This window comes from Mesorhizobium sp. M0139, from assembly GCF_040322455.1.
Taxonomy (GTDB): domain Bacteria; phylum Pseudomonadota; class Alphaproteobacteria; order Rhizobiales; family Rhizobiaceae; genus Mesorhizobium.
In genome coordinates, this window is record NZ_JAMYTN010000013.1 from 103,134 (window position 1) to 125,415 (window position 22,282).

At 60.9% G+C, this 22,282-nt stretch carries 24 protein-coding genes; 17 read left to right on the plus strand and 7 right to left on the minus strand.

Features of this window, described 5'->3' with window-relative positions:
• Nucleotides 1-206 precede the first annotated feature (206 nt).
• Complete coding sequence (locus NKJ58_RS22575) at nt 207-686, plus strand: potassium channel family protein (RefSeq protein WP_352519464.1); 480 nt, start codon at nt 207-209, stop codon at nt 684-686.
• A 13-nt stretch (nt 687-699) separates the two neighbouring features.
• Here NKJ58_RS22575 and hemN read toward each other — a convergent pair whose 3' ends face one another.
• Nucleotides 700-2,049, minus strand: a complete 1,350-nt coding sequence (gene hemN, locus NKJ58_RS22580; protein ID WP_352519465.1) for an oxygen-independent coproporphyrinogen III oxidase — start codon at nt 2,047-2,049, stop codon at nt 700-702.
• Nucleotides 2,050-2,205: 156 nt separating this feature from the next.
• Here hemN and NKJ58_RS22585 point away from each other — a divergent pair, with 156 nt between their 5' ends.
• A complete protein-coding gene (locus NKJ58_RS22585) occupies nt 2,206-2,934 on the plus strand; it encodes a Crp/Fnr family transcriptional regulator (protein ID WP_352519485.1) in 729 nt (242 codons plus the stop codon).
• Here the strand turns inward: NKJ58_RS22585 and NKJ58_RS22590 are convergent.
• Complete coding sequence (locus NKJ58_RS22590; protein WP_023686750.1) at nt 2,931-3,344, minus strand: hemerythrin domain-containing protein; 414 nt, start codon at nt 3,342-3,344, stop codon at nt 2,931-2,933. The genes NKJ58_RS22585 and NKJ58_RS22590 overlap by 4 nt on opposite strands.
• A gap of 252 nt (nt 3,345-3,596) precedes the next feature.
• Here NKJ58_RS22590 and ccoN point away from each other — a divergent pair, with 252 nt between their 5' ends.
• From ccoN to NKJ58_RS22645, 11 genes are all read left to right on the plus strand, one after another.
• Nucleotides 3,597-5,207, plus strand: coding sequence for a cytochrome-c oxidase, cbb3-type subunit I (ccoN, locus tag NKJ58_RS22595; RefSeq protein WP_286456209.1), 1,611 nt, complete (start codon nt 3,597-3,599; stop codon nt 5,205-5,207).
• Between the two features lie 11 nt (nt 5,208-5,218).
• Nucleotides 5,219-5,950, plus strand: coding sequence for a cytochrome-c oxidase, cbb3-type subunit II (gene ccoO / locus NKJ58_RS22600; protein ID WP_031215651.1), 732 nt, complete (start codon nt 5,219-5,221; stop codon nt 5,948-5,950).
• 12 nt (nt 5,951-5,962) lie between these two features.
• Nucleotides 5,963-6,112 carry a CcoQ/FixQ family Cbb3-type cytochrome c oxidase assembly chaperone gene (locus NKJ58_RS22605; RefSeq protein ID WP_023673929.1) on the plus strand — a complete coding sequence of 50 codons (150 nt, stop codon included), beginning with the start codon at nt 5,963-5,965 and terminating at the stop codon, nt 6,110-6,112.
• A gap of 2 nt (nt 6,113-6,114) precedes the next feature.
• Nucleotides 6,115-6,978 (plus strand): cytochrome-c oxidase, cbb3-type subunit III, encoded by an 864-nt coding sequence (ccoP, locus tag NKJ58_RS22610; protein ID WP_352519466.1) that lies wholly within the window; start codon nt 6,115-6,117, stop codon nt 6,976-6,978.
• Between the two features lie 217 nt (nt 6,979-7,195).
• Nucleotides 7,196-8,755, plus strand: a complete 1,560-nt coding sequence (gene ccoG / locus NKJ58_RS22615; protein WP_352519467.1) for a cytochrome c oxidase accessory protein CcoG — start codon at nt 7,196-7,198, stop codon at nt 8,753-8,755.
• Nucleotides 8,752-9,249: a FixH family protein gene (locus NKJ58_RS22620; RefSeq protein ID WP_023685548.1), complete on the plus strand. Its 498-nt coding sequence runs from the start codon at nt 8,752-8,754 to the stop codon at nt 9,247-9,249. The genes ccoG and NKJ58_RS22620 overlap by 4 nt, the downstream gene beginning before the upstream one ends.
• On the plus strand, nt 9,246-11,534 hold the full coding sequence (locus tag NKJ58_RS22625; protein ID WP_352519468.1) for a heavy metal translocating P-type ATPase: 2,289 nt from the start codon (nt 9,246-9,248) through the stop codon (nt 11,532-11,534). The genes NKJ58_RS22620 and NKJ58_RS22625 overlap by 4 nt, the downstream gene beginning before the upstream one ends.
• The gene (gene ccoS / locus NKJ58_RS22630; RefSeq protein ID WP_023835431.1) at nt 11,531-11,701 is read left to right on the plus strand and encodes a cbb3-type cytochrome oxidase assembly protein CcoS; all 171 of its coding nucleotides are present in this window, start codon (nt 11,531-11,533) and stop codon (nt 11,699-11,701) included. Before NKJ58_RS22625 ends, ccoS begins: the two co-directional genes overlap by 4 nt.
• Nucleotides 11,702-11,767: 66 nt before the next feature.
• A complete protein-coding gene (locus NKJ58_RS22635; protein ID WP_023689267.1) occupies nt 11,768-12,466 on the plus strand; it encodes a CBS domain-containing protein in 699 nt (232 codons plus the stop codon).
• A gap of 328 nt (nt 12,467-12,794) precedes the next feature.
• Nucleotides 12,795-13,901, plus strand: coding sequence for a copper-containing nitrite reductase (gene nirK / locus NKJ58_RS22640; RefSeq protein WP_023689268.1), 1,107 nt, complete (start codon nt 12,795-12,797; stop codon nt 13,899-13,901).
• 52 nt (nt 13,902-13,953) lie between these two features.
• The gene (locus NKJ58_RS22645) at nt 13,954-14,823 is read left to right on the plus strand and encodes an SUMF1/EgtB/PvdO family nonheme iron enzyme (RefSeq protein WP_023689269.1); all 870 of its coding nucleotides are present in this window, start codon (nt 13,954-13,956) and stop codon (nt 14,821-14,823) included.
• Nucleotides 14,824-14,872: 49 nt separating this feature from the next.
• Here the strand turns inward: NKJ58_RS22645 and NKJ58_RS22650 are convergent, their stop codons facing one another.
• On the minus strand, nt 14,873-16,048 hold the full coding sequence (locus NKJ58_RS22650) for an NnrS family protein (RefSeq protein WP_023689270.1): 1,176 nt from the start codon (nt 16,046-16,048) through the stop codon (nt 14,873-14,875).
• A 101-nt stretch (nt 16,049-16,149) separates the two neighbouring features.
• The gene (locus NKJ58_RS22655) at nt 16,150-16,587 is read right to left on the minus strand and encodes a pseudoazurin (protein ID WP_023835434.1); all 438 of its coding nucleotides are present in this window, start codon (nt 16,585-16,587) and stop codon (nt 16,150-16,152) included.
• Between the two features lie 139 nt (nt 16,588-16,726).
• Between NKJ58_RS22655 and NKJ58_RS22660 the strand changes: the two genes are divergently transcribed.
• Complete coding sequence (locus NKJ58_RS22660) at nt 16,727-17,428, plus strand: Crp/Fnr family transcriptional regulator (protein WP_023830196.1); 702 nt, start codon at nt 16,727-16,729, stop codon at nt 17,426-17,428.
• A gap of 3 nt (nt 17,429-17,431) precedes the next feature.
• Here the strand turns inward: NKJ58_RS22660 and NKJ58_RS22665 are convergent, their stop codons facing one another.
• The 3 genes from NKJ58_RS22665 to NKJ58_RS22675 form a co-directional block, all read right to left on the minus strand.
• The gene (locus NKJ58_RS22665; RefSeq protein WP_023689273.1) at nt 17,432-17,647 is read right to left on the minus strand and encodes a DUF1858 domain-containing protein; all 216 of its coding nucleotides are present in this window, start codon (nt 17,645-17,647) and stop codon (nt 17,432-17,434) included.
• 170 nt (nt 17,648-17,817) lie between these two features.
• Nucleotides 17,818-18,513, minus strand: coding sequence for a VIT1/CCC1 transporter family protein (locus tag NKJ58_RS22670; protein ID WP_352519469.1), 696 nt, complete (start codon nt 18,511-18,513; stop codon nt 17,818-17,820).
• 4 nt (nt 18,514-18,517) lie between these two features.
• Nucleotides 18,518-19,036 (minus strand): cytochrome b, encoded by a 519-nt coding sequence (locus NKJ58_RS22675; protein ID WP_031203602.1) that lies wholly within the window; start codon nt 19,034-19,036, stop codon nt 18,518-18,520.
• A gap of 680 nt (nt 19,037-19,716) precedes the next feature.
• On the opposite strand from NKJ58_RS22675, the gene NKJ58_RS22680 reads away from it, so the two are divergent.
• Genes NKJ58_RS22680 through NKJ58_RS22690 form a run of 3 tightly spaced genes read left to right on the plus strand, consistent with a single transcriptional unit; the run spans nt 19,717 to nt 22,275 of the window.
• Entirely contained in the window at nt 19,717-20,019 is a 303-nt protein-coding gene (locus tag NKJ58_RS22680; protein WP_023830191.1) for an FMN-binding protein, read from the plus strand.
• A gap of 31 nt (nt 20,020-20,050) precedes the next feature.
• A complete protein-coding gene (locus NKJ58_RS22685) occupies nt 20,051-20,767 on the plus strand; it encodes an FAD:protein FMN transferase (protein ID WP_352519471.1) in 717 nt (238 codons plus the stop codon).
• Entirely contained in the window at nt 20,764-22,275 is a 1,512-nt protein-coding gene (locus NKJ58_RS22690) for an RnfABCDGE type electron transport complex subunit D (RefSeq protein ID WP_352812880.1), read from the plus strand. The genes NKJ58_RS22685 and NKJ58_RS22690 overlap by 4 nt, the downstream gene beginning before the upstream one ends.
• Nucleotides 22,276-22,282: the final 7 nt, after the last annotated feature.

The window sequence follows — 22,282 nt, forward strand, 5'->3', positions numbered from 1 at the left end:
TGTTCCAGACCGACCATTGGACCCACCATAAAATCAGCAGCAGCATTTTGGTTTTTGAATAGCACTTTTGACACCCGTTGGGAGCTGATCGAGCTCGATAGAGCTCGAGTGCGTGCCCGGTGCTCGCTTGGTGTGCCGTTAATTGACGATCACATACTCCCCTCGCCGGTACGTGCCTGAAGAATCCACAGATCGGTTTATCGAACTTGATCCTGCACAATGAAAACAACGATGATCATCGGTACGGTCAGCGCATGATCCTTAATCTGCTCATCGGCACCATCGCCATAAGCCTGACCGTTCTCATACACACATTTGGTCTGATCGCCGTTACCCATGCGATGGGACACCTGGTCGCCCGGTTTCGCATGCACGGGCGCCGCAGCCGCATCATTGCGATGATCAGCGTGGTCATGGGGCTCTTTGCCGTTATGACAGCGGAGGTGTGGCTCTGGGCAGGACTATACCGGTTGCTGGATATCTTCGCCGACTTCGAAACCGCCCTGTACTTTTCCACCATCACCTTCTCGACGGTTGGCTACGGCGACATCGTGCCGGCCCACGCATGGCGTGTCCTGGCGGCGCTTGAAGGCGTGAACGGATTTCTTCTGATTGGCTGGTCGACCGCCTATCTGATCGCGGCAGGCACCCGCATTGGCCCGTTCAAGGCCGGCGAACATTTCTGACAGGAGCCAATGCTCAGACCGCCGCCGAATGCCTGGCTTTGCCGGTTTCGAAATACTTGTCGAACTTTGCCGCGATGCTTCTGACAAAGGGCCGACTTTCCGCCGGCACGACGAAACTGTCGCCATCGAGCTCGAGCAACCGCGCAGGATCATGAAGGGCTGTCGCACTTGCCTTGCCGAGAAGACTTTGGCCGGCTTCGCCAAAGCGCTCCACCAGCTCGATCGCCGAGAAGGCGAAATCACACATCAGCCGCTCGATGATCCAGCCGCGAACGCGGTCGTCGGCGGAAAGGGCGATACCCCGAACAGCGGCCAGTCCACCGTCATCAACCATGCGTCTATATTCGCTGGTTGAAGGCATGTTCTGCGCATAGCCTTGCCGAAACTGGCTAATGGATGACGGGCCGAGCCCGATCAAGGTTTCGCAGCAATCGTCCGTGTAGCCCTGAAAGTTCCGGTGCAAAGTCCCGGCGCGGGCCGCAAGCGCCAACGCGTCGCCCGGTTTGGCGAAATGGTCGAGCCCGATTGCCTCGTATCCCTGGTCCACGATCGCCCGTGCTGCCAGTTGCGACTGGGCAAATCGCTCCGCGGGACCCGGCAACCAGGCCTCGTCGATCATCGTCTGATGTTTCTTGAACCACGGTACATGCGCATAGCCAAACAGTGCGATCCGATCCGGTTCCAGGGTCAGTGCCTGCGTAACCGTGGAAGCGACGCTTTCCCTGGTCTGGTGCGGCAGACCGTAGAGCAGGTCCAGATTGACCGATTCGACGCCGCGCGAACGAACGCCGTCGACGACAGTCTTGGTCCGCAGGAAGCTCTGCTCGCGGTTGATCGCCTTCTGCACCTTCGGATCGAAATCCTGGACGCCGAGGCTCGCACGGGTCATGCCGATTTCGGCAAGCGCATCGAGGCGGGCATCGTCGATATCGTTGGGTTCGATTTCAACGCTGATCGTGGCGCTGGGAAGAAAGCCGAAGCTCTTGCGCAGGGCGGTTCCCATCGCCACCATATCTTCGGGCTTGAGCATCGTCGGCGAACCACCGCCGAAATGGACGGCACGCACACGGCCTTTGCCTGCAACAAGACCGGCGACGGTAGCGATCTCGGCATGCAGTGAGCGGAGATAGATCGTCACCGGTTCGTAATGGCGTGTCTGCTTGGTATGGCAGGCACAAAACCAGCAAAGCTTGTCGCAGTATGGGATGTGCAGATAGAGCGAGATTTCGTCGCCCTCGTTGAGCGCTTGCAGCCAGCCACCACAAACGGCAGCATCAACGCCTGGATGGAAATGCGGCGCGGTCGGATAGCTGGTGTAGCGTGGAACGTTCTCACCGAGCCTGGCAACTAATTCTGGCCGCATGTCGCTATCCGATCCCCTTTGCATGGCGCGACACTGATCACATTGGGCGCGAGCGGCCTTGATTTCGGTCAAGGCCGCCCACGGACAAACTGCCGCAAGGTTCTTTTGTGCGCCAATGCTACCTTCTGGACAGATGGAATCTCTCGGACGATGAAGATGACCGTGCGCCAAGACGTTCACAGTTCCAGCATTCCAGTGCTTTGCCAGTCTTGCGAGGCACGGCACCGCGGCGTTTGCGGTGCGCTCGATCCCGACCAATTGGTAAGCCTGGCCAAAACCTCATCGAGGCATACAATTGAACCGGGCACAGAACTGATTGGCGACGCCGAGACCGTCGACAGCTATTCGAACGTGCTTTCCGGCGTTGTGAAGCTGACCAAGAGCCTTTCGGACGGACGCCAGCAGATTGTCGGCCTCCAGTTCGCCCCCGATTTTCTGGGCAGGCCCTTCAAGGTGGAAAGCGCGATCAACGCTGAAGCCGCAACCGCGGTTTCCGTGTGTTCGTTTCCAAAGGCCGCCATCGAGCGGATGATGAAGGAATCTCCGGAAATCGAGCATCGTCTGCTCAAACAAGCGCTCAACGAACTCGACGAAGCCCGCGACTGGATGGTGACGCTCGGGCGCAAGAGTGCTTCGGAAAAGGTGGCGAGCTTTCTCCTGATGATCGCCAGGAACATCGATCCCACGCTGGACCCGGCGGCGCAGTCGACGACCTTCGACCTGCCTTTGACCCGCGCCGATATCGCCGATTTTCTCGGCTTGACGATCGAGACGGTCAGCCGCCAACTGACCAGGCTGCGAACAGACAGCGTGATCCGGATCGACAATAATCGGCACGTGACGGTGGACAACATGGGCCGGCTGGAACGCCGCTCCGGCGCCTAACCGCCATCGACCCCGATCATCGGCAAGACGTGCTCGCGTTCGAAGGCGATATGCCGGCGCAAGCTTTCGAAGAAGCCGCGCAGCATGAAGCCGACAGCCTCGGCATTCTCAACACTCTCGCCATGGCCGATCGCTAACAGATTTTCAGTCACTTCGCCGGCAAAGCATTCATCCTCCACGTGTTCGGCGCGCAGTCGACGAGTTGAAGCAAGGTTGGCATCCCTGCCGGTCAAAACAGCCTCGTAGGCCGGAAAGATCACCGTCTCCTCATATTGATGAATGTTGCGCAACAGCGGAACGATCGCGTTTGCCGCAGCCAGGCATGCCAGGCTATCGACCCTGGGCAGGGTGTCGGCTATTTTTTCCAAGGCATCGCAGAGCTGCAGCTTTTCCAGATGCGCACGTTTCATGAGCGCAACCGGGACTGCTTCTCTGCCAGATCGAACTATCGGCATCGATCTGTCGCGGCTCGTTTCGAACAGCGACGATCGCAGCTCCCTCTCCCTGTTCAATGACAGCCTCCCGATCCTTTGCAAATCCAACGCTGCCCAATCCAAAATCAAATGGCTTTGACATGGATCAAGGCGCCAGCCGCGTGACTGCTGGATTGGTGTCAGGCGGATTGACGTCCGCGCACAGGAATCCGAAGTCGGGGACAGGTCATGAAGTTCGGCACGCAAGTCTTCGCTTTGGCCCTTTTTACCTTTGCCGCCCTGGTGGCCGCCGGTTTCGGAGTGGACGAGCCCTTCCGGCAGCATATGTGGGTGCTGTTTCTTGTGCTGCTCGGTTTTGTCGCCATCCTCCTCCGCAACACGAGTTTCGAAGCTGCCGCTCCGATCGACCCGTCCGCCTACATGGATGGTCCAATCCGCTACGGCGCCATCGCCACCATGTTCTGGGGTGTGGTTGGCATGCTGGTCGGGGTGGTCATCGCGCTGCAGCTTGCCTATCCCGATCTCAACATCCAGCCCTGGTTCAACTTCGGCCGCTTGCGGCCTCTGCACACCTCGGGCGTCGTCTTCGCCTTCGGCGGCAACGCGTTGCTTTGCACGTCTCTCTATGTCGTCCAACGCACATGCCGCGCCCGGCTGTTCGGTGGCGATCTCGCCTGGTTCGTGTTCTGGGGCTACCAGCTCTTCATCGTCATGGCCGCGACCGGTTATCTGCTCGGCATCACCGAGAGCCGCGAATATGCGGAACCCGAATGGTATGTCGACATCTGGCTGACCATCGTCTGGGTCGCCTACCTGATCCTGTTTCTGGGCACCATCCTGAAGCGCAAGGAACCGCACATCTACGTCGCCAACTGGTTCTACCTTTCCTTCATCGTGACCATCGCGATGCTGCATGTGATCAACAACCTATCGATGCCGGCCTCCTTTCTCGGCTCCAAGAGCTATTCTGCATTTTCCGGAGTTCAGGACGCCCTGACGCAATGGTGGTACGGCCACAATGCCGTCGGGTTCTTCCTCACAGCCGGCTTCCTCGGCATGATGTATTATTTCGTACCCAAGCAGGCCAACCGGCCGGTCTATTCCTACCGCCTGTCGATCGTCCATTTCTGGGCAATCATCTTCCTCTACATCTGGGCCGGGCCCCATCACCTGCACTACACCGCCCTGCCCGATTGGGCGCAGACGCTCGGCATGGTGTTCTCGATCATGCTGTGGATGCCGTCATGGGGCGGCATGATCAACGGCCTGATGACGCTGTCGGGCGCCTGGGACAAGCTGCGCACCGATCCCATCATCCGCATGATGGTGATAGCCATCGCCTTCTACGGCATGTCGACCTTCGAAGGCCCGATGATGTCGATCAAGACGGTCAACTCGCTGTCGCATTATACCGACTGGACCATTGGCCACGTCCATTCCGGCGCACTCGGCTGGGTCGGCATGATCTCGTTTGGCGCAATCTACTTCATGGTGCCGAGACTCTGGAACCGTGAACGCCTCTATTCGCTCAGGCTCGTCACCTGGCATTTCTGGCTGGCGACGCTCGGCATCGTCGTCTACGCCGCGGTGATGTGGGTGTCCGGCATCATGCAGGGCCTGATGTGGCGCGAATACGACGAACAGGGCTTCCTGGTCTACTCCTTCGCCGAAACCGTGGCAGCCATGCATCCTTACTACATCATGCGTGCCATCGGCGGCGCCATGTATCTGGCCGGCGCCCTGCTCATGGCCTGGAACATCGCCATGACCATCCTCGGCTACCAGCGCGAAGAAGAACCTATGCCGGGCGCCCTGCCCGTCCTGCAGCCTGCCGAATAAGGAGCCAGACAATGGGCTTGATGGACAAACACGCGCTGATCGAGAAGAATGCCACGCTTCTGCTCATCGGTTCGCTTCTCGTGGTCACCGTGGGCGGTATCGTCGAGATCGCACCGCTCTTCTATCTCGATAATACGATCGAGAAGGTGGAAGGCATGCGGCCTTACTCGCCGCTCGAACTTGCTGGTCGAAACATCTATGTCCGCGAGGGCTGCTACCTCTGCCACAGCCAGATGATCCGCCCGTTCCGCGACGAGGTCGAGCGCTACGGCCACTACAGCCTGGCGGCCGAGTCGATGTACGACCACCCCTTCCAGTGGGGATCGAAGCGCACCGGACCTGATCTCGCCCGCGTCGGCGACCGCTATTCCAACCTGTGGCACGTGGATCACCTGACAGATCCACGGTCCGTGGTGCCGGAATCGATCATGCCGAGCTATGCCTTCCTGAAGGACAAGCCGATCGCGGTGAAGGACTTCTCGACGCATCTGGTCGCCAACAGGCGCGTCGGCGTCCCCTACTCCGACGACATGATCGCTAACGCCAATGCCGATTTGATGGCGCAGGCTGATCCCAACGCCGACACATCCGGCCTCGAGGCCCGCTACCCCAAGGCTAAGATCGGCGACTTCGACGGCAACCCGCAACAGGTCACCGAGATGGACGCGCTGGTCGCCTATCTCCAGATGCTCGGCACGTTGGTCGATTTCAAGAACTACGACGAAGCAGCCGGCTACCGCTGAGGAGGTTTGTCCATGGATTACAATTTGATGCGGGAGTTCGCTGACAGCTGGGGTCTGGTCGCCATGGCGCTGTTTTTTGTCGGCGCAATCATCTTTGCCCTGCGCCCCGGCAGCCGCAAGCTGGCCGACGAAGCTGCCCGGATTCCCCTTGAGGACGAGTGATCATGAGCGAGGAGCACATCGATGAAATCTCTGGTGTTTCAACCACCGGTCATGAGTGGGACGGCATCCGGGAGCTCAACAACCCGCTTCCGCGCTGGTGGGTCTGGACGTTCTACATCACCATAGTCTGGGCGATCGGGTACACGATCGTCTATCCGGCATGGCCTCTGCTGCACACGGCGACCAAGGGTGTGCTCGGCTATTCCAGCCGCAGCGATGTCGGGAACGAGTTGTCCAAGGCTGAAGCAGCCAAGGGCAAATATGTCGCCGCGATAGAAGCGAAAAGTGTTTCGGAGATCGCGGCGGACGACACGCTGCGCGAATTCGCCGTCGCCGCCGGCGGTGCCGCGTTCAAGCTCAACTGCGTCCAGTGCCATGGCTCCGGCGCCCAGGGCTCCAAGGGCTTCCCCAACCTCAACGACGACGACTGGCTGTGGGGCGGCAAGGCGGACCAGATCCAGCAGACGGTTACACATGGCATTCGCTTCGCCTCCGATCCGGATACGCGCCTGTCCGAAATGCCGGCCTTTGGCGACATCATCACTGCCGATCAGATCAAACAGGTCAGCGCCTATATTGCCAGCCTGTCCCAAACCGTCAGCGATCAGGTGTTGGTGGCGCCCGGCGCCAAGGTCTTTGCCGAAAACTGCGTGGCCTGTCATGGCGACAATGCAAAGGGCAACAAGGAACTCGGCGCTCCTGATCTGACCGACGCCATCTGGCTCTACGGATCGGGCGAAGCCGCCATCGCCGCCCAGGTAACCGCACCGAAACAGGGCGTGATGCCGGCCTGGGGCGCGCGCCTGGGCGAAACCAGGGTCAAGGAACTTGCGGTTTACGTGCATTCGCTTGGCGGTGGGGAATAGGAACGGGGGCCTATTCCCTGCCCTTCACCGTCCAAGCGACGAGGCCCGGCTCTGCCGGGCCTCGATCTGTTTGCGTGTACCCGGCGATTGACCTGCATCAACGCGGCGCCATCCGGTCGGCGGCACAATCCGATCCACGCTGCATTTCGCTGACCTGACTGCACCAGCCAGGACATTTACCCCGGCGAAATCACGAGTTGCGCGACGGGAGAAACCAGTGCTGGACAATACGCAGGTAGAACGGCTCGAGGCTGAGGCGGTCAACTCCGCCAAGGTGCGCCAGCCAATGTATGCCGCGCGCAGGAAGATCTTCCCGAAGCGGGCCTCGGGCAGCTTTCGCCGATTTAAATGGATCGTGATGGCGATCACGCTGGGCATCTACTATCTGACGCCGTGGCTGCGCTGGGATCGGGGTCCGTTTGCCCCCGACCAGGCGGTGCTGCTTGATGTCGCCAACCGGCGCTTCTATTTCTTCTTCATCGAGATATGGCCCCAGGAATTCTACTATGTCGCCGGCCTTCTGGTCATGGCCGGCGTCGGTCTTTTCCTGATCACGTCAACCGTCGGCCGTGCATGGTGTGGCTACACATGCCCACAGACCGTATGGGTCGATCTGTTCCTGGTCGTCGAGCGCGCGATCGAGGGCGACCGCAACGCGCGCATGCGGCTCGATGCCGGTCCATGGACCACCCGCAAGCTCGTGCTGCGGGCATCGAAACACGTCATCTGGCTGGTCATAGCCGCAGCGACTGGTGGCGCATGGATCTTCTATTTCGCCGATGCGCCGACGCTGGTCGGCGAACTCTTCACCGGCACGGCAGCGCCTGTCGCCTACATCACCGTCGCGGTTCTGACGGCGACGACCTACACGTTTGGCGGGCTGATGCGCGAACAGGTCTGCACCTATATGTGCCCTTGGCCGCGCATCCAGGCAGCCATGCTCGACGAGAGCTCGCTCACCGTCACCTACAATGACTGGCGCGGCGAACCGCGCACCCGTCACGCCAAGAAGGTTCTTGCCGCAGGGCATCCCGTCGGCGATTGCGTCGACTGCAATGCCTGTGTCGCCGTCTGTCCGATGGGGATCGACATACGCGACGGTCAGCAACTCGAATGCATCACCTGCGCGCTCTGCATCGATGCCTGCGACGGCGTCATGGATAAACTCGGCAAGGAGCGAGGACTGATCTCCTACGCGACGCTCTCCGACTACAACGCCAACATGATGCTGGCCACCGCCGGCGGCGCCAGCTCGGTCGATCCGTCGCTGGTCAGGACGGATGACGGCGTGTTTTCGGACAGGGTGGCGCATTTCCATATCCACAAGATCTTTCGGCCACGAACCTATGTCTACATGGCCATGTGGTCGCTGATCGGGCTGGGCCTGCTCTTTTCGCTGCTGACGCGCGACCGGCTCGAAATCAATGTCCTGCACGACCGCAACCCGCAATTCGTGACGCTCTCGGACGGCTCGATCCGCAATGGCTATACCGTCAAGCTCTTGAACATGATCCCCGAACCGAGAACGATTATCGTCACCCTCGGGGGTTTGCCAGGCGCGGAGATGAGCATCGTTGGCGTCGACCTCCCCGCCGATCGCTCCTTTGCGGTCCAGGTCGAACCCGACCGGCTGAAGATGCTGAAGGTTTTCGTGCGCCTGCCCGCCGATCAGATTAATCGCCAGGCGCAGACCTTCACATTCCGCGTCGAAGACAAGGTCAGCTTCGAGTCCAACGAATACACCGCCACCTTCAATGCGCCGGAGATCGCCAGATGAACGCCACCACGCGAAAACCCCGCGAGTTCACCGGCAGGCACATGTTGGCCACCGTCCTTGCCTTTTTCGGCGTGGTCATCGCGGTCAATCTCACGATGGCGACGCTTGCCAACACAAGCTGGACCGGCCTTGTCGTCGAAAATACCTATGTGGCGAGCCAGCAATTCAACAAGAAGGCCGAGGAAGGCCGTGCGCAGGCAGCGCTTGGCTGGACCGGCCAGTTGACCATCGCATGGGGCGAAGTCCGCTATCGCATCATCGACGCCGCGGGCAAACCGGTTTCCCTGCATGGCGTGAAGGTGCTGTTTCGCCATCCGGCTTACGAGAAAGAGGATGAGTCCGTCACGCTCGCCCTGGTCTCTGGCCAGGAGTTTGCAGCACAACACGTGCCAAGGGATGGTGTCTGGATCATCGAAATAGACGCCGATGCCGGCCTGGCAAAACCTTATCGCGACGTGCGCAGGGTCATGATTTCCCAAGGGGTGCTGAAATGAGCTGCTGCGCGCCGGGCGCTGAAATGGCGCTGGATCTGGTCAGCCCCGCTTCGGTCCTGCCGTCAAGCCAGGAGGTCAGGCTGGCGAGCCGGTCGCTGGGCGATGACCTTCATCAGACCGACCTGTCGGTACCGACGGTTCACTGCGGCGCCTGCATCCAGATGATCGAGACCGCGTTGGGAAAGCTCAATCACGTCCAGGCCGCCCGCGTCAACCTTTCAACGAAGCGGGTCTCGGTCCAGTGGCGCGGCGATGAGGTTCCACCATTGGTCGCAGTGCTCGGGCGCCTGGGCTACCAGGCACATCTGTTCGAAGCCGACACCGATGCGAAGGACAGGACGTTATCGGAGCTCATCCGCGCCGTCGCCGTTGCCGGCTTTGCGGCGGGCAACATCATGCTGCTCTCGGTGTCGGTCTGGTCCGGCGCCGAGGGCGCCACCCGCGACCTGTTCCACTGGGTCTCCGCGCTGATCGCCATTCCCGCCCTTGCCTTCGCCGGCGGTATCTTCTTCAAGTCGGCGTGGACTGCGCTGCGCCACGGCCGCATGAATATGGACGTGCCGATCGCTGTCGGCGTGTCGCTGGCCTACGCCATGAGCCTCTATGAGACGATCACCCATGGCGACCACGCCTATTTCGACGCGTCGGTATCGCTGCTGTTCTTCCTGTTGATCGGCCGCACGCTCGATCACGTGATGCGCGAGCGCGCCCGCACCGCGGTGAAGAGTCTGTCGCAGTTGGCCGCGCGCGGCGCCATGGTGTTGCGCGGCGACGGCGCACGCGACTATTTGCCGGTTGGCGAGATCGAACCAGGGATGCAGTTGCTTATTGCAGCCGGCGAAAGAATCCCTGTCGACGGCAGGATTGCGCGCGGGACATCCGACGTCGACTGCTCCCTGGTCTCCGGCGAGAGCACGCCCAGAAGCGTGGCGCCAGAAGATACTGTGCAGGCCGGCGTGCTCAACCTTACCGGTCCGCTGACGATCGAGGCCACAGCCGCCGCGAAGGATTCGTTCCTGGCAGAAATGGTTCGGCTGATGGAAGCCGCGGAGGGCGGTCGCGCCCACTATCGCCGGATCGCCGATCGTGTTTCAGCGCTCTATGCCCCGGTGGTTCATCTCACCGCCTTCGCGACATTCCTAGGCTGGATGGCGGTGACTGGCGACTGGCACCGGGCGATCACCATCGCTATTGCCGTTCTGATCATCACATGCCCATGTGCGCTCGGCCTCGCCGTGCCGATCGTCCAGGTGGTCGCGGCGCGGCGCCTGTTCGACCACGGCATCATGGTCAAGGATGGGTCGGCCATGGAGCGCCTGGCTACGGTCGATACGGCTGTGTTCGACAAGACCGGCACGCTCACGCTCGGACAGCCCCGGCTCGTCAACGCGGCCTCGATCGATCCGGCAATGTTGATGATTGCGGCCACCATGGCCGCACATTCGCGTCATCCGTTTTCAAAGGCCATCTCCGGTTTTGCCACTTCTAGCGGGCAACTCACATTCGATACCGTCAGCGAGCATGCAGGGTTCGGAATCGAAGCCACCCACGCCGGGACCACCTGGCGACTGGGTCGGCGCGGATGGGCGGGATGGAAAGCCCGGACCGGTGGCGAAGGCAAGCATGGCTATGGCGGAACGGTTTTGACCAGGAATGGGCTGATTGTTGCTACCGTCGCCTTCGAGGATGCGCTGCGTGCCGACGCCAGGGCTGCCGTCCAGCAATTGAACGACGCTGGAATAGCGGTGGAAATGCTGTCAGGCGATACCGCCCATGCCTGCCAGGATGTTGCGAAAATGCTGGGTGTCGGCGACTTCGTTCCGTGTCTGCTGCCATCCGGCAAGGTTGAACGCATCGAGTCCCTTAGACGCGATGGACATAAGGTCTTGATGGTCGGCGATGGCCTCAATGACACGCCGGCGCTGAGCGCGGCCCATGTCTCGATCGCACCGGCCACCGCCGCCGACATTGGCCGCAATGCAGCCGACTTCGTTTTCCTGCGCGAAAGCCTCATGGCGGTTCCGCTGGCGCTGGACGTTTCGCGCAACGCGGGAAACCTGATCCGCCAGAACATCGCGATCGCCATCGTCTACAATGCTGTCGCCGTGCCGATCGCCATTCTCGGGCACGTCACGCCATTGATAGCGGCGATTGCCATGTCGGCGTCATCGCTGCTTGTCATTGGCAATGCAATGCGTTTGCGGCGTTCCATGCCAGGTTCGCCGGCGAAAGTGGTTCGGACCTCCAGAGGATCCGGCGTCAACGAATTCTCGCGATCCTCATGACGACCCTTGCCTACCTCATCCCGGTCGCCCTCTTCCTTGGCGCGCTAGGCCTGGGCGGGTTCCTGTGGGCGTTGAGAAGCGGCCAGTACGATGATCTCGATGGCGCTGCGGAGCGCATTCTAATCGACCGCGACGACGGCGCGGAGAATGCTCCTCGCTCCAAGTGACTCAGATCAAAGCGCTGCGGGTCGGGATGTCCCATCGTCGGCCGACGTAAGATCAGGAGGGTAAGGATGCTAGCCGAAGCCATCATGACGAAAGCAGTCATCACGACGGATGCGAACGCGACGATCGCCGAAGCGGCCGAGCTCATGCTTTCAAACAAAGTCAGCTGCCTCCCGGTAACCGACAGCGACGGTGCCCTCGTTGGAATTGTAAGCAAAAGCGACTTCTTGCGCCGAGAAGAACTTGGGACCCAGCGTGTGCGTCCGCGCTGGCTGGAGTTTGATCTTGGCCCGGGCACAGTCGCCGAAGACTATGCGCGCTCGAACGGACGGATCATCCATGAGGTGATGACCACAGCCGTCATTTCGGCGTCTCCAGGCGCCTCAATTGCACAGATTGTCAACTTGATGATGCAACACCGCATCAACAATGTGCCGATTGTCGATCGGGACAGGGTCGTCGGCATCATCACGCGAACTGATTTGCTGCCTGTCCTGATCCGCGCCATGCCGAAACAGGGCACCACGCCACCCGATGACGACCTGATCCGCAAGGCCGTACTTGCCGAGCTGCAGGGACAATCGTGGGGCGGCGGTGACTTGATTGATGTAAGGGTCAGCGACGGCGTCGTCGAACTGACCGGGGCGATTGTCGACGAGCGTCAACGGAAAGCCGCGATCGTTGCGGCGGAGAACGTTGCCGGCGTCGGACAAGTCAAGGACAGCCTCTTCCTCCGTACAGATCCGCTCTCGGTGATGGTTTCATAGCTGCGGAAAAAAGCGGGGACGCCAAGCAGCGTCCCTTGGGGTTCTGCTCCCTTCCCACATCACTTAGACATGAGGCTGTCGGCGAGTTCCTCCAGCGTATAGCGCCCGTCATGGTTGGCGAGCACGCTGTCGGCAGCGAAGACGCCCGTCCATCGCCAAGCTCGAAACCGAGCGGGACTTGCTCGACCATTCTTGACGCACAAGATTGCCGCAGTCGAGGCTGTTTGTTGCTCCAATTAACACTCACCAATTTGCGCCAGCGCAAAGAAACGCTGCGTCAGGTCAGTTAGCTTCTGCTCATCCGCAACGGTTGAGATAGGAGATTGATATGATCACGCGACGCGAAGCCCTCTTCGGAGCAGCGATTGGCGCTGCCGCCGTGGCGGCACTGCCCGCACTGTCGGCAACGGTGACGAAAGCAGACATTCGAGGACTTCCCCGCGACAAGGTCAAGCTCGTGGCACCGCCTTTTGTGCATCCGCACGACCAGATCGCCAAAGGCGGTCCGAAGATCGTCGAATTCACCATCACGATCGAGGAGAAACCGATGGTCATCGACGCCGACGGGACGCAGCTCAATGCAATGACTTATAACGGCTCGATCCCGGGCCCGCTGATGGTCGTCCACCAAGACGATTATGTCGAGCTGACGCTCATCAATCCCGACACCAACTCGCTAGCCCACAACATCGATTTTCACGCAGCGACGGGTGCGCTGGGCGGCGGCGCCCTCACCTTGATCAATCCCGGCGAACAGGTGACGCTGCGCTTCAAGGCAACCCGAACGGGAACTTTCGTCTATCACTGTGCTCCCGGCGGACCGATGATCCCGTGGCACGTCGTCTCCGGCATGAATGGCGCCATCATGGTGCTGCCGCGCGACGGGCTCAGGAACGACAAGGGCGAGCCGGTCAAATACGACAAGATCTTCTATATCGGCGAGAGCGACTTCTATATTCCGCGCGATGAGAAGGGCAATTACAAGAGCTATGAATCGGCAGGCGACGGCTACGACGACATCGTCAAGGTCATGCGCGGGCTGATCCCGACGCATGTGGTGTTCAACGGCAGGGCCGGTTCGCTGACCGGCGACAACGCCATGAAGGCGAAGGTCGGCGAGACCGTGTTGATCGTCCATTCGCAGGCCAACCGCGATACGCGGCCGCATCTCATCGGTGGACACGGTGACTATGTCTGGGAACAAGGAAAATTCGCCAATCCGCCGGCCAAGGATCTGGAAACCTGGTTCATCCGCGGCGGCTCGGCAGGCTCGGCGCTCTATACGTTCCTGCAGCCCGGTGTCTACGCTTACGTCAACCACAATCTGATCGAAGCTGTGGAACTCGGGGCGACCGCTCACTTCATGGTGGAGGGCGAATGGGATGACGACCTGATGACGCAGGTCGAGGCGCCTAAACCCATCGCCACCAACTGACGGCACTCCAATTTGCCCGGACAGCGTCGCTGTCCGGGCATGGACAAAAGCCATGTCACCTCTCATCGTCAAGGTTGTCTCGGTCGCCATGGCGGCTGCATCGGTTCCGATGGGCTTGTCTGCCATCGGCCGGAACGGACATCGACAGTCCTACCCTGCCGCCACGACAGTTACCCTGGTCCCCGGTTCGATCACATATCCCCTGCCGGGCGAGTTCCTGAGGAATGGGCGCCCGCAAGCAAATCCGCGGCTCAGCCGACAGTTCAATAAACCTATCGAAATCATGACCTATCAGGTCAGCGCGTCAGACTATGCGAGCTGTGTGGCGGCTGGCGGCTGTCAGCCGGCACAGGAGACGCACGCGATCGCGCCCGATGCTCCCGCTACCGGAGTGAGCTATCTCGACGCCAATGCCTACGCCCAATGGTATTCGAAGGCGATAGGCGACGACTGGCGGCTGCCATCCGATGAGGAGTGGGCGTTTGCCGCGGCCGAGCGGTTTGCAGGGGAATTTGAGGGTGTCGAAAACGATACCAACAATCCCGCCAGGCGTTGGCTCACCAGCTACAAGGCCGAGGTGGACCTCAATCGCAAACCGGACCCCTTGCCCAGGAGCCGTGGCTCCTTTGGTGTGAATTCCTTAGGCCTCGCCGACTTTTCCGGCAACGTCTGGGAGTGGACTTCGACCTGCTATGTCCGCACCACGTTGGCTGCGGACGGGACCGATGTCGTGAGTTCGGTCGACAATTGCGGCGTCCACGTCCTTGAAGGGCTTCACAGGGCGTACATGTCGAACTTCGTCGGCGACGGGAAAAGCGGTGGCTGCGCCGTTGGCACACCTCCCGACAATCTTGGATTCAGGCTGGTCCGGGACCATCGAGGATGGGCGAACCGTTTCCTCGGCTACCTCGGCATTGCCTGAAAAAACAGCAGCGTCCGCTCCATCGTGTTTCGCCTGCACTCCCGTCGCCTCACTGTGCCTTTGGCGTCATCAACGCGGTTCCGTAGATCAGGATGAAGCTTGCGAATGCCGCCACCCATGCGGTGCCGGCCATGTCGATCACCACGCCATAGGGCACAAAGGCGGCCAGGATTCTCAATGATCCCGCCAAAAGGACGGTCACGAAGATGAACGAGGCGCCTTTCCCAGCCTTGAGCTTTTGCCCGGTATGCCCAAGCGTCGCGCGGGTCATCACGGCAAGCGTCATTGAGCCCACCGCGCCAGTCCCGAGCGCGTGAAGTCCTGCCGCCGCCGGCACGGCATCGGGAAAGAAGATCGACGCCGATACCAGGGCAAGACCGATCGGCACGAAGGCGTAGGCAAGATGCAGAACCAGCACCAGCGGATCCCGCAACGTGCGTTCGCCAGCCCAACGCGACAGACGCCATGCCTGGCAGACTGCCGCGACGGCCACGAGCGTTGCCGACACTTCGTGGTCGGGAGCGAGCGTCCAAGCAGCCAGCGCAATGGCTGAGATGGCTATCGAGGCGACGTCAAAACGATCGAACGGCGCAGGCAGCCGCCCAGGATTTTCGCGGACGAGCCAGTTGCGGGTGAAGCTTGGAATGATGCGCCCCCCGATCAGCGAGATGAACATGATCGCCGCAGCCATGCCGAGCCTGCGACTGATGTCAGATGTGCCTTGAAGGTGGGCCTCGATATGGAACGCACCGTTGGCGCACGCCAGGACGGCGAGCGGCAGCAGCACCTTGAGATTGCGCCAGTTCCGCCCTGCGATGATTTCGCGTGCCGCAGCGGCTGCGACAGCAAGCAGAAATGAACCGTCGATCACGGCTGCCGCTACCCAGCCGATATCCGCCGAGACGAAGACAGCGGCACGGCCGGCAAGCCACAGGACCACCAACGCCAGCAGGGGCAGGCCTTGCACGGGCAGCCGGCCGGTCCAGTTCGGGATGGCTGTCAGCAGGAACCCGGTAACGATCGCCGGCAGATAGCCGAACAGCATCTCGTGAATGTGCCAGTCGACGGGAACGAACGCACTGTGGGCATCGAGTTCGCCGGCATACATCGGCAGCCAAAGCAGAATGGAGAGCGCAGCATACAGCGACCCGAGGAGAAAGAAGGGCCTGAACCCGTAGGAAAGAAATGCAGGCCCGGCGTAGGCCTGCAGGCGTGGAATCCCCATGACTGTATCCTCAAATGAACAGGGCCGGATGAACCGCCGCCCTCGGTCCGTCCGGCCCGTGCCCGCCCTTTTTGCGGCAGGCATGCCTGTATCGATTGCTGTCAGTTCGCAGGAACCTGGGTGAACAGGTCGGCGAACACCGTTTTTGCCTTCCCAGGATGCTTGACCGCCTTGGCGGAATCGAGATTGACCGGCTTGCCGACAACGATCAGTGCGACCATCCCCATGCCGTAGTGGGGCGCGCATTTGACGCCGTAGACGCCCTCCTTTGTCACCGTGACGGTAATTTCCTCGCTGGGCTTGCCCTTGAAAGGCTCAGCGCCATCCGGAAGCATGCCCTTGATCGACTCGGCGTCGTGTGTCTTGTCGGTCGGCACGAACTTGACGGTGTCGCCGGGTGCCGCCTGGACGAAGGCCGGCTGGAAAACCATTGCGCCTTTTTCGCCCTTGTTGAGCATTTGCACCACATGCTCTTCAGCGCTTGCGCCGCTTGCGAGCGCCAAGAGGGAGATTGCGGCAGCGAGGATGGTGAGTTTCATCGATTTGTCCTTTGTTTCGTCTTCGCGGCGTTGCGCCGTTCCATGCCATTTAGCTTGATGCGGCCCGAGACAATTTGCGCTGGCGCAAACTCGGGATAAGAAAGGTCTGACCTGAACGCTGGGGCGTGGGGAAATCCGCTTGGTTCTGCTGGATCGATCGCTGATATCGAAGCTGCCGCTCTTCCAGGGACTGACCCCTGACGAGCAGAGCGAGCTTCTCCAAAGCGCGAGATCGTCACGCTATGCCAAGGACTCCGCGATCTTCGAGCAGGAAACCGAGGCCCATTCGTTCTTCGTGTTGATCTCTGGCCACATACGCGTCTTCCGCACCACGCCGGATGGACAGCAGGTCATCGCCAGGTACATCAGCGAAGGCGAGATCTTTGGCGTCGCCGCAGCCCTTGGCCGGACGACCTATCCCGCCAGCGCAATCGCGGCGGTGGACTGCGTGGTACTGGCTTGGCCCAACGCCCTATGGCCTGATCTGTCGAGACGCTTCCCCGTGTTTGGGGCAGCCACCTACAGGACGGTTGGAAGCAGGCTGCAGGAGACGCAGACGCGGGTGGTGGAGATGTCCACGGAACAGGTGGAGCAGCGGGTTGCGCATGCGCTGCTGCGACTGGCTAACCAGACCGGCCGAAAGACCGACAGTGGCATAGAGATCGACTTCCCGATTTCGAGGCAGGACATTGCGGAGATGACGGGAACGACGCTGCACACCGTCAGCCGGCTCCTCAGCAAATGGGAAGAGAACGGAATAATTGTCAGCGGGCGCCAGAGAGTCACGGTCAAAGATGCGCATCGCCTTGTGGTTCTGGCCGAGAACCGGGTAAAAGACTGATCGTCATCGTTCTCCTCGAATGGCCAATTCGAGTTCGACGAGAAAGTCGCCCTCATCGACTTGATGTTCACGGCATGCCTCAGTCACCGTATGGAAAGTGCCTATCGGACAGCCGACGCAGAGCATCTTGTGTCTCAGCACCACAGCGACCGTTGCCGGCCATTTCCTCATGATTTCGTCGACGACCGTATCGGGTTTGATCGAACTGCGCTGTTTCATGATGACGTCTCCGCGATTTGCGAAGCCCTCTTCATAAATCCGGCTCGGACTGCCTTCGTTGCGCTTACGCAACTTCACAGCAAATGCGCTGAACCGCTCTCTGAGCAGGACTGTTTTGCGCGAGGAACAAGTGTTCGGTCATCGACAGAGATCAACGCCGGACAAGCGGATCAGATGGCGGTACCAACCGCGGCGCCAATGCCGGCGGTCAGCGCCATGGCCAGCGCTCCCCAGAAGGTGACGCGAACAGTTGCCCTCAACACCTTGGCGCCGCCCGCCTTGGCTCCAATGGCCCCGAGAACCGCCAGGAACAGGAGCGAGGCAACAGACACGGTTGCGGCAAGCCACGCGGCTGGTGAAACGAACACCATTGACAACGGCATGGCCGCGCCAACCGAAAATGCCGCCGCCGAAGCCAGCGCCGCCTGGATTGGTCGCGCCGTCGTCACTTCCGAAATGCCGAGTTCGTCGCGCGCGTGGGCGCCAAGCGCATCCTTCGCCATCAACTGGGTGGCGACCTGCAATGCGAGCGTTTGCTCCACACCACGCTTGACATAGATGTCTGCAAGTTCCTGTCGCTCGAAGTCTGGCTGCGTTGCCAACTCGCCTCGCTCACGGTCGATGTCGGCTCGCTCGGTATCGGACTGCGAACTGACCGAGACATATTCGCCGGCCGCCATCGACATCGCACCGGCGACCAACCCGGCGACGCCGGCCACCAGAACGTTGGCGGCCGCTGCATTGGCCGCCGCGACGCCCACGATCAAGCTGGCCGTCGACACGATGCCGTCATTGGCGCCAAGCACGGCGGCGCGCAGCCAGCCGATGCGCGATACAAGATGGTTTTCACTGTGCAGGCGGCTCATGACATCACGGCGCGCGCCGTCCGGCGGGTCGCAGCATCCTCACCAGCACATCCGATTTCACATAGAAATGTTGCCACAGCGCCGCTACGGCATGGAGGCCGACGACAATGATGATCACCGGCTTGGCGAGTTCGTGTATCTCACCCATCGCTCGAAAGCTGAAGAACCATGCCAGCGCCCCAGTGATCGGCATCCCGAAAATGAAAAGATACAGCAGGAAATGGGCGGCCGCGGCAATCCGTTTCAGCCAGACGCTTTCTTCGGGCGGCGCCGCCGGTACACCATGCCGCAGACGGACCGCAAACCGCCAGATGGCCAGCACCAGAACGGCCAAACCGACATAGACATGAAGGTTCGCGTTGAAGATGTCGTCAGCTGCCGGCTCGGTGCCGCGCGAGAATGCCCGGTAAGCCGGCTTGATGTCCTCGCCAATTAAAAGCTGAAGGACGATCAGCACTGCGATAGTCCAATGCAGCACTATCTGGGTTCCGGAGTATCCGGTCGGCTCGTTGGCAACAGTCACAGGCAGTACCTCGCTTGAGAGAACCTTCCTACCACGCTGCTTATGCGACAACCTTGATCCAGGACAAGTCAATTTGCCGCCTCCCTTGAGCTTTCACGGGCCCCTCGCAGCTCGACTTCGGCTGACAGCCAGTTGTCAGCTTGGTCGTGGGATATTGCATCCGAAGCGGGCCAGACGGATCGCCGTGCGAGATTCAACGTGGAAACAAAATTCCGATGAAACAGATTGCCTTGTCACTTTTCGTGATCGCCGCCTCTGGCGCTTATGTCTGGGATCAGGCCGGCAAGGAACCGGCGAACGATATGCTTGGCGAAGCGCTGCCGGCCAACGCAGCCGAAGCGCCTTCCGTGCAGCCAACAGAGCCGGCATCCGCTGCTGCTTCGCCGGTGCTTCGGACCTTGCCGGCGCCCTCACCCCAGTTCAGAACAAGGTTCCCGGTCGCCAGGGAAACGACGGCTGGCATAGCAGCGCCCGCCGAACGGTCAAATGATCCAGTCAAGCAGACAGTGGTTCCAGTGGCACCACAACCGTTACCAATGCCGCCGGCGCAGCCAGTGACGCCGGCTGTCACAGATACTGCGTCGTCAGCGCCTTCATTCGCCGTAACGCCCGTCTACATACCAGTCGCGCAGCCGAGGCCGGCATATCCGGAAGCACCAGCACGTGTCGTCCGGGTGGGCATGAAGCTCGCCGCACAGGGCTATGCCGATGGCGTCTACACCGGCCCCACGGCCGATGCCTACTACGGCATCATCCAGATTCAGGCCCTCGTACAAGGCGGGCAGCTTACAGCGCTGAAAGTGCTGAAATATCCATCCGACCGCCGCACCTCCGTCAGCATCAACAGGCAGGCGCTGCCCATGCTGCGCGACGAAGCGATCAGCGCACAGAGCGCCAATGTCGACATTATTTCGGGAGCGACGCTGACCAGCAGGGCTTTCATCCAGTCGCTTCGCGGCGCGCTGAAGCAAGCGTCGTCGTAGGTCCATGCGCGAAACGCGGATTTTGATGGGCATGCCCATCACGGTCGATGTCGGCGGCGCGTCGAACGGGGAGCTGATCGACACGGCCTTCGGCTATTTCGAGCATATCGACCTGCGCTTCAGCACATACCGGGCCGACAGCGAGATCACAGCCATCAACCGCGGCGACATTCCCGTCGTCGAGTGGAGCGGCGAGATGACCGAAGTGTTTGCTCTCGCACGGCAGACGAAAGACGAGACGGACGGCTACTTCGACATTCGCAAGCCCGACGGTTCGCTCGATCCTTCCGGCATCGTCAAGGGCTGGGCCATCCGCAACGCGGCAGCCATCGTTCAGCGAGCCGGTATCAGCGATTTCTTCATCGAGGCGGGAGGCGACGTCCAGTCCGGCGGCAGGAATGGCTCGGGCCAGGACTGGAGCGTCGGCATCCGCAATCCCTTCAACGGCCACGAGATCGTAAAGATCGTCTATCCCCGTGGCCGCGGTGTCGCGACCTCCGGCACCTATGTCCGCGGTCAACACATCTACAACCCGCATGCAATTGGCAGTCCAATTCAAGACATCGTCAGCCTGACCGTGATCGGCGCCGATGTGCTCGAAGCCGATCGTTTCGCCACCGCTGCCTTCGCCATGGGGCGGGACGGCATTCTCTTCATCGAGCAGACGCCTGGCATGGAGGGCTATGTCATAGACACCAATGGCCGCGCTACGCCGACGACCGGGTTCGGAGCCCTTTGCCTGCCATGATCAAGACCATCGACCGTTTCCTCGATCACCTGACAATGTACAGGCTGGTCCTCTACTATCTGATGGCGCTGGTCGGGGCGGCGTTTGTGCTCGGCTTCGTCAAGCTGGTGCCACATGATCCGATTGCGCTTGCCTTCACGACAGCGCTTGCGCTGGCCGCCTGCTGGATCACCAACAAGGTCTTTGCGCAAGTCTTTGCAGTGCCGGCGAACAACGAGTCCGTCTATATCACCGCACTCATCCTGGCACTCATTCTCGATCCGGTAGCAGTCACTGACATAAAGGGGATTGCGGCGGTGGCATTCGCAGCCGTCTGGGCGATTTCGTCCAAATTCATTCTCACCATCGGCCGAAAGCACCTTTTCAATCCGGCTGCGCTGGGCGTGGCGCTGTCCGCGCTGCTGCTCGACCAACCGGCCACCTGGTGGGTTGGCGGCAACCTGCCGCTGCTTCCGCTTGTTCTCTTCGGCGGCATGCTCATTGTGCGGAAACTGCGCCGGCTTGATCTTGTGTCGACCTTTGTTGTCGTGGCGCTGGCGACCATTTTGGCAACAAGCGATCCGTCGCAGTACGGGACCGCGCTTACGGAGACCCTGGGTTCGTCGCCCATGCTGTTCTTTGCCTTTGTGATGCTGACCGAGCCGCTGACGGCGCCGACGATGCGTTGGCCGCGCATTGCCTTTGCCGCGATTGTCGGCTTTCTGTTTGCTCCCAACATCCATATCGGCTCGTTCTATTTCACACCGGAACTAGCCCTGCTGGCTGGCAACCTGTTTGCCTACGCGGCAGGCCCGAAGGGACGCTTCGTGCTGACTTTGGAACGCATCGAGCAATCGGCCGTCGACAGCTATGACTTTGTTTTCCGGTCACCGCGCAAGCTCGCCTTTGAGGCCGGCCAGTATCTCGAATGGACGCTTGGCCTCGATCGTGCCGACAATCGCGGCAACCGCCGTTATTTCACGGTCGCCTCGGCGCCGACGGAGGGAACGGTCCGCCTCGGCGTCAAGTTCTATCCGCAATCAAGCGCCTTCAAGCGCGAACTGATGAACATGAAGCCCGGCGGCACGATCCACGCCGCGCAACTGGCCGGCAGCTTCACGCTGCCCGCCCGGCGTGAAACCAAGATCGCGTTCCTGGCCGGAGGCATCGGCATCACCCCGTTCCGCTCAATGCTGCAATATCTGCTCGATCGCAAAGAGCGGCGACCGATCGTCATCCTCTACGGAACGCAGGGACAGCAGGACATCGCATATCGCGACGTGCTTGGCGCGGCCAGGCAGGAACTTGGTATCAAGACGGTCCACGCCGTGGCGCGCGGTGCCGAGCGCGGGCAGTATCCCGGCTACATTGACGAGCGCCTGATACGTCTGGCCGTACCCGACTATCTCGAGCGCACTTTCTACATTTCCGGCCCGCAGGCGATGGTCAAGGCGCTGCGTCAGAAGCTGCTGGCCATGGGCATTCGCCGCTCGAAGATAAAGGTCGACTACTTCCCGGGTTTTGCCTGAAGCAGGC